Origin of the sequence: Geminicoccus flavidas, from assembly GCF_009806515.1 — a bacterium.
Lineage (GTDB): Bacteria > Pseudomonadota > Alphaproteobacteria > Geminicoccales > Geminicoccaceae > Geminicoccus > Geminicoccus flavidus.
The window spans coordinates 1-9,778 of record NZ_WUJP01000703.1 but is presented as its reverse complement, the minus strand read 5'-3'; the positions used below and the strand labels follow the sequence as shown (position 1 = coordinate 9,778).

Here is a 9,778-nt window from a genome sequence, read left to right as displayed (position 1 = left end):
GCGCGACGAGGACGATTCCGATCATCTGGAAGGCCTTGGCGACGTTGACTGGGGGCTCGACCTTACCGCTCGCGCAAGCTACGAGGTCGGCCCGGGTGCTCTCTATGCGAGCGTGACCCGCACGCTCGGCGGCAGTGACGGCCTCACGGGCGAGTTCGGGGCGGTCCTTTCGCGTACCTCGCTCACCGACACCATCACCATGACCGTCGGCACGTCCGCCACTTGGGCGGACAGCAACTACATGGACAGTTATTTCGGCGTCACTCCCAGCCAAGCGGCGCGCTCGGGCCTGGCTGTCTACGATGCAGAAGCTGGGTTCAAGCGCATCGACGTCGACTTAGGCGTGACCTGGCGCTTTGCGGAGAACTGGACTCTTACCGGTCAGGCGGGTCTCGGCTATCTGCTGGGCGATGCTGCCGACAGCCCGATCGTGAAAGAGGAATTGCAGCCTTCGCTGACCCTGCTGGTCACCTATGGCTTTTGATGAGGACGGTCATCGCCGGTGACGCGCGGGCAGCACAGGTGACGTCACCTAGCTGCTTAGGCCACCTCAGTCCTCTGACCAGCAATCTGCGCGCGATACAATTCGTATAGCCGTTCGGGCCCGACGTTCCTGAACTCCTCAGCCACCGGCGGCAGGCGTGCGTCGATCCGGGCCCATACCTCATCCGGGGGCAGCATCTTCGGATCTGTGTCGCCGAAGATCTCGGCGAGATTCGGCACAGGGCCGGCCCAATACCGCGACCAGAGGCTCGGCTTCGGTGGTGCATGCTTGCGGGTCAGCCGTTCCTCCAGAGCCTTGAGACGTGTCTCGATGCCGTTGCGGCGCGTGTTCATGTTGGTGCTTTTGATGTTGGCTCAGAGAGCGCCGGCGGGCCTCCACCGCCGGATCCTCGTCACGCTGCCGCGGCTTCGTCTTCGATCGGCTCATCCACTGTCGAGGGCCACGCCAGTGCCGCACGCTCGGCGTCCTGAAGCGGACCATCCTCGCGGTGGTACGGCAGCTCCGTGATCCCGATCTGGCGCAGCATGCCGTTCAACCGCCGGCCTAGCCGGCCCTCGCCAGCCTGCAGGGCGATGTTCTTGTCCCGCTCGCGGCTGAGGTCAAGCAGGGCCCGGACCGGCTTCTCCGCCTCCTGATAGGCGGCGATCACGTTGGCCAGAACCTGCATCGCCTGCTCGACCGCGGCCGCAGCCTGGACCCGCGCGTCGACCAGTTCAGCCAGCCGGGCGAGGCGCTGGCGCTCTCCCTGCCGCCAGATCTGCGCCGCCTCACGCTCGGCACGGCCCTGCTCCCAAACTAGTCGCGCCTTCAAGTTGGCCAGCCGCTGTTCCTGAGCCTGGATCTCGGCTTGAACGGCCGCGACGGCCTGCTCCGCCCCGGTGGCCTCTTCGGCCACGACAGTGAGGTTTGAGGTCTGCTTCGGCATCATCGTTCTCCTGCTCAGTTAAAAAGTCCTGCATGGACCTGGTCTTCCCTGACCAGCCGGCAGCAGTGTTCGTGAAGTTCGTCCGCCGTCATCGCCAATTCCTCAGGCGTCAACTCGACCTGCGCCAGGAACCTCTCGCAGAGGGCTTTCAGCTCCTCGTTCGACATTGCCGCCAGCTCCTCTTCAGACAGGATTGGGATCCCAAGGGCCTGAGATGGAGGTGATCTTCTGGCTTCCAGCCGCTCCAGCCGGCGCTCGATCTCGGCACGTTTCCTAGGGGGCATGCTTGGCCATCTCCTGCTCAAGGCGCGCCAATCGCGCCTCCACCTCGTCGATTGCGTGATGGCGGATCCTTGTCTCCAGCAGGGCGGCCAGCGCCGCGCCCTCGTCGACCGTCAGCCTGCCATCGGCCACGTAGGCGATGACGGTTTCGATCCCGTTCGTCGCATCGGCTGCAGTTCGGATGGACGGCAGGTCAATCTCGATCGGTCGGCTTCGTTTGATCGGCCAAATGCGGTCGAGAAGGGCCTTCTGCGCTCGGCTGTCTCCGCTCAAGGCCGCGTCGATTGCAGCACGCAGGATCGCCTCAGCCTGCTCGGTGGCGATCTTGTCCAGCAAGACAGTAGCCCGGTTCCTCGATCCGCGCCTCTTTCCCGCCGGATTACCGCTCCGGCCCTTTTGGAAGCGTCCCCTGCCCTGCATTTCACCTGAATTGTCGGGATCGGCTCTCGTCGCGTCGGCTCCGTTGTGGCTGGGCGATGTCATGAAGTGCATTCTCCAAGAGCTGCGAGTGGCTGAGTTCCGAGGGCGCGCTGGCGCCTGCCTGCGAAGTGGGCGTCTGTGGCTTGGTGATGCTTCTCACCCTCCTGGACGGTCCACCCATGTCCCCGAGCCAGCGAGTTCTCGACCATCCGGCTCTTCCCGAGCGCGATGCCGGCGCTCCGGAGAGCGGCCGCAAATGGCAGGTGCGAGAAGAAGCGCTCCGCGCACCTGCGGACGATCCAAACGTCGCGGTACCGGCCACCGGTCGGCTTCGGGAAATAGCGCTGGAGGATCAGGTAGTCCTCTGGACGCTCCACCATGCCTTCAGCTTCGCCCCACCATCGGCAGTCGGCGAGCTTGGACCGCAAGAGACGAATCCGACCTTCAGCCAGCGCCTCTATCGTGGGATCGCCCCGGTCGGGCGTCAGGCCCCTCTCGCCCTCATCCCGCTTCGGCTTTCCGTCGAGTGTCCACGCCACAACCTCGTCCGGCAGTCCCAGGCCCTTGCGGTGCCCAGCACCGTCGATGTTACCGACGAGGTCGATGACAACGCACGGTGAGCCGTCCGCCTTCGGCCGCATGGCGCGGCCGATTTGCTGGAAGTGTTTGGTGATCGAGGCGGTAGGCCGGAGCTGGAGCACGCAGCCGACCTCCGGCACATCGAAGCCTTCGTCGATCAGCTCGCAGCAGGTTAGCAACGTCAGCTTGCCGGCGCCGAACTCGGCGATGATCCGGTCACGAAGGCGCTCCTCCATCCCACCATGGACGCAGGCTGCGCTGAAGCCGGCCTCCCGCCAGCGCGCCGCCACGAACTCGGCATGAGCGACCGAGCAGCAGAAGGCGATCGTCTGCACCCCAATCGCACGCTCTGACCATTCGGCCAGCGCCCGTTCGGTGAATGGTCCCAGGACTGCCTCAAGGTCCGCTGCCTTCCAGTTGCCCCCGACCAGCCGGAGGCCTCGGACATTGGCATCTTCGATCCCCCAGGCCACAATCGGCGCCAGGAAGCCACCCTTCGTCAGCTCCCGAACGGTTGGGCCCTGGACCATGACATCAAAGCATTCGCCGAGGCCTTTGCCGTCGAGTCGCTGAGGTGTGGCTGTGACGCCCAGGACCCGGGCGCACGGCAGCTTGTCCAGGACCACTTCCCAGCTCTTGCTGACGGCGTGGTGCGCCTCATCAACGATGATGAGGTTGTAGGCAGGGAGTTCGCGTTTGGCAGTGGTGATGACCATCCCCACGGCAACCGGCTCAAGGTCCCAACCAGCCGTCTTGCCTACGATGCCGGGCGTCACGCCAAAGGGCTGAAGCTTCTCAACGGTCTGCCGCACCAACTCCTTGCGGTGCACCAGGATCAGGACCCGCGATCCCTTTTGGGCTGCCGACGGGGCAATGCTGGCGAACACGATCGTCTTGCCGCCGCCAGTGGGCAGCTGGAGCAGCGCTCGCCTGTGCCGCCGCATGGCCTCCCGAAGATCGTCCACGGCTTTCTTCTGGTAAGGTCGGAGCTCGATCGAGGCTGGCTTGGCTGAAAGGCTTGCATCACCAACGGCGGGCTCTGCGGGACGGTCAGACTGTGCGGCTTGGTCTGGCGCTGGGGGTGCGGTGCGTGCGGGATAGTCCCCTCTAAAGAGGGGGACTAACCCGCCCGCAGCCTTACCTGCACCTGCGGGACGGTACCCACCCGCAGAATCTGAACCTTCCCGCAGACCTTCCCGCATTTCGAGACCGGTCGATCTGGTCATTCCGGAGCCCCCGTGCCAGATCGTGCGATGCCGTAGATCGGCTTCCGGTCCGTACCCTTGCCGACCACACAGCCAGCCTTGATCAATCCGTCGGCGAAGAGTGCCTCCATGGCTCGCGCAAGCCGCACCCGGCCTTGCCCCTGATCCAGCCCGGCCGCGGCGATTGCCTTCGGCGCGTAGTTCTGAGCTCTTGGTGCGTGCGACAGGGCTCGGCCCTGACGGGTCATCGCGTCCAGGGCGGCCAGGAAGACCCGCTTGGCGTCTGCGAGGTCCGCGTAAGCATCGATCTTGTTCGCCAGAGACGGCGGCAGTCGTTCGGCAGACCACATCACGCCGTGCGTGTCGCGGACTAGCTCGTCCTCGAACTCTGGCGCGTAGTTCGCCTTGCCCAGCTTCAGGAAGTAGCGGGTGATGCCGTCGTCACCGACCTGACGGCGGAGAAACAGCCGTGCCCGGACGGTGCCTGGCCAAGCAGTAGAGCCGGAGTACTCGACTCCATCAGCCTTTGGAGGATGTGCCAGTAGAAGGATGCAAGCATTGGCACGCATGGCCAGGCCGGCTAGCGCGTTCACGAATGCGGTCACCTGCGATCGGTCATTCTCTGAACCGGCGAATACCTGCGCGACCGTATCGACAATCACGAGGCTCACCCGGTGGTTTAGCGTGGCTCGTTCTAGTGCCCGAAACGCTTCGGTTTGTTCCGGCAGGCCGCGTGCATCGAAAGTCACCAGCGCGTTCGTTAGACCAACCCGTGGCGCTAACAACAGTCTGCCGGGTGGATTGTGCGCTGGGCCTAAGCTGGAGCGAATGCGATGCAGGCGGCGGTGAAGCTCATCGGCATCGTCCTCACAGGAGAACACCAGTACGCTGCCGGCCGTGGTCTCTCGACCCAGAAATGGTTCGCCTCGCCTGATCGCCTCACCCATCTGGAGGGCGAGCATCGACTTTCCGACACCGCCATCACCGGCCAACATCACCACAACTCGGCGTGGAAGTGTGCCCTCTACAATGAATTCTCGGTTCGTCGGCTCTTTGCTGTCCAACTCGGTGGAGTCCACCAGCTCAAGCCCAGCCGAGGCGCTGGCGGCCTCGCGCAGCTGGGTGGCTAGCGTTTCGACCGTGGAGACAACCGCACCCGGCTCTGACGTGAGGTCCGCGACCTTCTCGGCCAGCGAACTGAGCTGATCATGTGCATCCAGCCGCGCCCGCGCCTCCCGAAGGCGGTCGCACCAATGGACCGGATCGCCGACGAAGCCATCAACGAGCCCAGCGAGCCACTTTAGCCCTCCTGCTGCGACGTATGCAGGAACTGCACGAAGGCGGCGGTCCAGCGCGTTGATGCTGGCAGGACCGGTAGCAGAGCCCTCGGCCTCAACCTCGCCCACTTCCTTGCAAACCGCTGCATGGCTCGGGTTCGTGAAGTTGCTGGGGCGGAGCCCGTAAGTCCGAACCCCCTCCGGATCAGCCACCATCGCGGCCAACGCGATCCGTTCAAGAGTGTCGATCTCGATCCTGAGCTTCTGGATCGCAGGCGTGACGTCTTTTGGCTTTACCACCGCCAGCGCGGCGGTATTGTTCTGCCCGTCATCGCCTGCCCGGCCGGGGCCCCAACCCTGGCCGGGCATCTCAGCCATCGCCTCCATGGCTTCAGGCAGCCTCGGCGGACTCGCCGACCAGTTCGCGTGCCCACTCGTCCAGCCAGTCCGGTCTGTACATCGGGAACCGGCCAGCCTTCACGAACCTGGGGCCGCCGCCGATGCACGCAAGCTTGGCTAGGGTGGTTGGCGCTCGCTCGATGCCCCACTCATTCGCAAGGTATCGAGAAGCTGCGTCGCGACGCATGTAGCGAGCCAACTTCCCGGTGCGGTCCATCACCTCTGGTAGCGTGCTAGAACTCGGACTGATGCAAGGATCCGCAGGTAGTGCCGTCGTCATCCGCTCTGCTCTCGGGAAAGCGCTAGTAATTGACGACGGTTTGCCGGAAATGATTCAAAGCGTGAAAAGGCAGCATTAGGGCTTCACTCGCTGCCTAATTTTGCCCCCTCATCCTGTCTGATGCCCCTTAGGTCTCTAGCGGAGATCGGCGCAGAGGGCGCCGCGACCAGCTCGTTGATGATGTCGGCAACGAATTTGCCCGGATGAGTCAGGACCTGCTCACCCAGCGCATCATCGTGCTTTGTTAGCCGACGCCCGTTCGTTCCCGTGTGCTCCCGGTAAAAGCGCCACAGATCGGCCACAAGTGCTCGGAACTCCCAGGGCCGACCTTTCACACCTGGCTTTGGCGGAGGCGCGTGACCAGTCGAATGACGCTCTACCGTTTTGATCAGCGCTGGCAGTCGCTCCAGCGCTTCTGGAAGCAGCTTGGTAAGAAGTTCTAGATTGGGCGTCCCATCGAGCGGCCGGATAGAATTTGGCTCACCGGCGCGACCACGGAGCGGCCCGAGCCGCTCGTACTCTTGAGCAAGAACCCGCCCCTCATTCGCGAGGTGATTCAGCTGTTCCTCTAAAGAAGCGAGACGGTCCGCGATCTCGCGTCTTCGGTTGGCCGGCTTGGCTTTCAATGTCTGGCGCCTCGCAAGCAACAGTTGGTACCGCCTTAGAATGCCATGGACGATCCAGACTTCAGACACTGCGGAAGGATCTGTATGGAGGCTAGCTATCTGGCTGATCACACCATGCCGAGCCAGGATCTCACTGATTACAGATGGCGACCATTCGCGCGGCGCCTTCTGCGGTACGCTACGAGCAAAGGCACCGCCCCGCAGTTCAGGAAAGCGCCACGGAAGCCCATCGATCATGTCCGGCGCCCCCGCTTCGCGTCCCTAATCTCAACCACGTCGGCGCTAGCCGTCCCGCGCCGCCTCGCTTCTCCAGCAGCGAGTGCCGTCGCAATGCGCTGCCCCCCTAGCTCGGCCACAGCGTGCACGGGATCGAGCGCAACGTGGCTGTAGCGCTCTGTGGTCGCAGCATTGCTGTGCCCCAGCACCTTGCCGACCAGAAACAGTGAGCCGCCTGCCGCGACCGCGGCGGAGGCAAAGCTGTGCCTCAACGTATGCAGGCTCACGTCATCATCGAAGCCTGCCAGGCGGCGGACCCGGTCGAATGCCTTGGTGATCCCCACTGCGTGCCCACCGCCCCGAGCTGCCGGGAACACCCACGGCACCGGCTGGTCGTGTTCGTTCACTTGGCGCGGCAGGCTTGCCAGGAAGGCACGGGCGGCCGTGGTGAGCGGGATCACCTTCGCTCCGGTCTTGGAGTCGGGAAGTCGCAGGCAGCCAGCCACCAGATCCACATCCTGCCACCGCAGGGTGAGCGCTTCCGATTTTCGGCAGCCGGTCAAGGCGATCAGGCGAATGGCGCGCGTAAAGGTCGGCGACATGCCCTGCGCTTCGGCGGCGGCCAGCGCATCGCCCAGCCGCTCGACTTCCTCCGCCGACAGGTAGCGCTCGCGGCGCTTTGCCGGGATGACGTGCACTTTCTCTGCCGGGTTGTGTGGTAACAGCCCCTCGCGCACGCCCCAGGTTAGGACGGCCGCGAAGTATGCCGTGATCCGCCCCGCGATCCCCTCCCCGCCCGAGAGCACGATGCGCCCGCGTGCCTTGCCGCTCGCTACCGGATCAGCTGCCGTCTCGCGGCGTGCGATCCTGCGTTGCATCCGTTCGATATCGGCACGGGCGAGCTTGCCGAGCTTCACGTTGCCGATCAGCGGCACGACGTGGTGACGCAGCCCGCTCCGGTAGGTCTGTGCCGTCGCTTCCTTCAGGAAGGCGCCACCGATCCGGCCGGGCTTTGCACGCGGACAGCCGGCATCGATCCACCGCTCAATCAGCTGCACCACCGACAGATCGGCACGAGCGGCGTTGCGCGCTTCTGCCGGGTTCTCCCCACGATCCAGCGCCGCAAGATGACGGCGGGCGATGGTGCGCGCTTCCTCCGCCTTCATTGCCCCCGCATCGCCGATCACCAGGCGCTCGGTCTTTCCACCCCGACCGCCCCGATGGCGATACTGGAAGATCCATGACTTCTTGCCTGACGGGAACACGCGAAGTCCGAAGCCCCGGATCTCCTCGTCGAACACCTTGTAATCGCGCGCCGGGTCGGCACGCAGGCTTTCCACGAGCTTCTGCCCAATCTTCGGCATGAAGGTGCCCCGGTTGAATGCTCTCGCCCGCTCAACCCGCCCAAGGCAGCCCCAAGGCAGCCCCAAGGCAGCCCCGCGCGGTAATGTAGGGCAATTTCTGCTGCTACCCCTAGATTACTAGCCCCATTTTGTCACTCTGTTTCAGAGGGTTGAGTTGCCAGCGGTAAGCTAGAGGAAGCCTAGAGAAGCATTGACCTCTGTAATCGCACTCTAGAGGTCGTCGGTTCGATCCCGATCGGCTCCACCACCTTCTCTAGAGATTTTTCAATCGCTTGCTGGAGGCCGTTGCGGCTTCAGACATTCCAGGGGCAGAAAGTGGCAGCCCCGTGGAAGCCCCAAGCGGAAAATCAGGGTAATCTGCAGCAACGGAATGGTCGATGCGCGGCCAAGGCTTTGGCGCGCTGTTGGCTGTGGCTTGCAGCCCGGCTCGTTTCTCAAGCCGGCGCGAGCAGTCACCCAAGCCCTCCAGGTGCCTCGCAACCAGGTCGACGGTCTTACCTTACCGCTGCCCAGCTACTAGAGGACGCTGGGCCGCTACATCCCATAGCGGCGCATTAGGCGTTGTTGCCGGGTACCAGATGAGATGATCGGTGCATTCATCAGCCCGTACTGGTCGATGAGCAACGGCTCCAGCTCCGTCATCTCCTCCAAGCGGGAGATCCGCTCGCGCATCGGTGGGTGGGTGCGGAACCAGTGCAGCCAGCGGCCGCCGCGTAGGGCAAACCGTTCCCAGTCGTCGCCCTGGATGGCATAGATCCGTTGCAGCGCCTGGATCATTCCGACCGGGTCCCCCGTCAGTTCGACCGCGCCAGCATCCGCCAGGAATTCGCGGCGGCGCGAGAGCGAGCGCTGCAGGAGGTCGCTTACCAGCGGCGATACCAGCAGCAGGAAGATGCCCAGCGGCGAGATCTCGACGGAGGCGCCCCAGCTCAGCGGCAGGACCAGCAGCAGCAGGATGATACCGGTATTGGCCATGGCCGACGTCATGGCGCTAGCCGTCTGCGCCAGCCGCATGATGAACATGTCGCCGTGGCGGATGTGGGCAACCTCGTGGGCAAGCACGGCCGCCACTTCGTGTGATGGCAGGACGTGCAGCAGTCCACTGGTCACCGCAACCGCCGGATCCTCCCGCGTGCCACACGCCATCGCTTGAATGAGTGGGGTCGGCAGTAGGTAGAGATGCGGGCCATCCGCGAGATCCGCGCGGCGGCCAAGCTCGCGGACCAATGAGGCCAAACCCGGTGCGTTGCGGGCCGTCAGCCGCACCGCGCCATAGAGCTGACGGAACGTGGCGTCGCCAGAGGTCGAGCCGATGAGCAGCATCATGGCCGCGGCCACGCCGCCGACCATGATGCCGGCGAACCCCATCAGGCTGTAGCCGGCCAGGGCCGCGAGTAGGACGAGCGCGCACAGGAGCAGGATGGAATGGCACCGGTTGAGCAGCCGCTGCCGTGCCAGCGCCGCCAGATCGATCCTTGGCCGAACGAGCCGTCGCACCTGTTCCGCCCTCCCTGAGCTCCGCTCTCCTGCGATGGCGCCCCCAAAGACGCGGCTAGGCCGGCTTCTGACGGAATGGCAGGGCATGTTTCACCGGCACGGTTCGTGGGCGGAGCGCCCGCGGGAAGTCAAGTCGCAGTCTTGCTCCCCGGCATGCCGACCAGTGCGGCCAGCTCGGCCTCGTCGAGCGTCTCCTTCTCCAG

General features: G+C 64.5%; 10 protein-coding genes. 1 reads left to right on the top strand and 9 read right to left on the bottom strand.

The annotated features are described in order from the left end of the window. The coding region (locus EQG76_RS20210; protein ID WP_159716148.1) for a MipA/OmpV family protein at positions 1-484 on the top strand (484 nt) is incomplete at its 5' end. A 56-nt stretch (positions 485-540) separates the two neighbouring features. Here the strand turns inward: EQG76_RS20210 and EQG76_RS20205 are convergent. From EQG76_RS20205 to EQG76_RS20165, 9 genes are all read right to left on the bottom strand, one after another. After that, entirely contained in the window at positions 541-837 is a 297-nt protein-coding gene (locus tag EQG76_RS20205; RefSeq protein WP_159716147.1) for a hypothetical protein, read from the bottom strand. Positions 838-896: 59 nt separating this feature from the next. Further along, the gene (locus tag EQG76_RS20200) at positions 897-1,430 is read right to left on the bottom strand and encodes a hypothetical protein (RefSeq protein WP_159716146.1); all 534 of its coding nucleotides are present in this window, start codon (positions 1,428-1,430) and stop codon (positions 897-899) included. 14 nt (positions 1,431-1,444) lie between these two features. Beyond that, positions 1,445-1,714, bottom strand: coding sequence for a hypothetical protein (locus EQG76_RS20195; RefSeq protein ID WP_159716145.1), 270 nt, complete (start codon positions 1,712-1,714; stop codon positions 1,445-1,447). Beyond that, complete coding sequence (locus EQG76_RS20190; RefSeq protein ID WP_235031469.1) at positions 1,704-2,132, bottom strand: DUF5681 domain-containing protein; 429 nt, start codon at positions 2,130-2,132, stop codon at positions 1,704-1,706. Before EQG76_RS20190 ends, EQG76_RS20195 begins: the two co-directional genes overlap by 11 nt. Before the next feature lie 59 nt (positions 2,133-2,191). Continuing rightward, complete coding sequence (locus EQG76_RS20185; RefSeq protein WP_255476574.1) at positions 2,192-3,913, bottom strand: DEAD/DEAH box helicase; 1,722 nt, start codon at positions 3,911-3,913, stop codon at positions 2,192-2,194. Positions 3,914-3,933: 20 nt separating this feature from the next. Further along, positions 3,934-5,571, bottom strand: coding sequence for an AAA family ATPase (locus tag EQG76_RS20180; RefSeq protein WP_159716142.1), 1,638 nt, complete (start codon positions 5,569-5,571; stop codon positions 3,934-3,936). A gap of 384 nt (positions 5,572-5,955) precedes the next feature. Then, positions 5,956-6,735 (bottom strand): hypothetical protein, encoded by a 780-nt coding sequence (locus EQG76_RS20175; protein ID WP_159716141.1) that lies wholly within the window; start codon positions 6,733-6,735, stop codon positions 5,956-5,958. Next, positions 6,732-8,078, bottom strand: a complete 1,347-nt coding sequence (locus EQG76_RS20170) for a site-specific integrase (protein ID WP_159716140.1) — start codon at positions 8,076-8,078, stop codon at positions 6,732-6,734. Before EQG76_RS20170 ends, EQG76_RS20175 begins: the two co-directional genes overlap by 4 nt. Positions 8,079-8,612: 534 nt before the next feature. Then, positions 8,613-9,575, bottom strand: coding sequence for a zinc metalloprotease HtpX (locus tag EQG76_RS20165; RefSeq protein WP_159716139.1), 963 nt, complete (start codon positions 9,573-9,575; stop codon positions 8,613-8,615). Positions 9,576-9,778: the final 203 nt, after the last annotated feature.

Bases quoted from the DNA above. Each gene is read 5' to 3' on its own strand.
- EQG76_RS20200 (WP_159716146.1), bottom strand. From the start codon at position 1,430: ATGCCGAAGCAGACCTCAAACCTCACTGTCGTGGCCGAAGAGGCCACC.
- EQG76_RS20170 (WP_159716140.1), bottom strand. From the start codon at position 8,078: ATGCCGAAGATTGGGCAGAAGCTCGTGGAAAGCCTGCGTGCCGACCCG.
- EQG76_RS20175 (WP_159716141.1), bottom strand. From the start codon at position 6,735: ATGATCGATGGGCTTCCGTGGCGCTTTCCTGAACTGCGGGGCGGTGCC.
- EQG76_RS20185 (WP_255476574.1), bottom strand. From the start codon at position 3,913: ATGCGGGAAGGTCTGCGGGAAGGTTCAGATTCTGCGGGTGGGTACCGT.
- EQG76_RS20195 (WP_159716145.1), bottom strand. From the start codon at position 1,714: ATGCCCCCTAGGAAACGTGCCGAGATCGAGCGCCGGCTGGAGCGGCTG.
- EQG76_RS20180 (WP_159716142.1), bottom strand. From the start codon at position 5,571: ATGGCTGAGATGCCCGGCCAGGGTTGGGGCCCCGGCCGGGCAGGCGAT.
- EQG76_RS20205 (WP_159716147.1), bottom strand. From the start codon at position 837: ATGAACACGCGCCGCAACGGCATCGAGACACGTCTCAAGGCTCTGGAG.
- EQG76_RS20190 (WP_235031469.1), bottom strand. From the start codon at position 2,132: ATGCAGGGCAGGGGACGCTTCCAAAAGGGCCGGAGCGGTAATCCGGCG.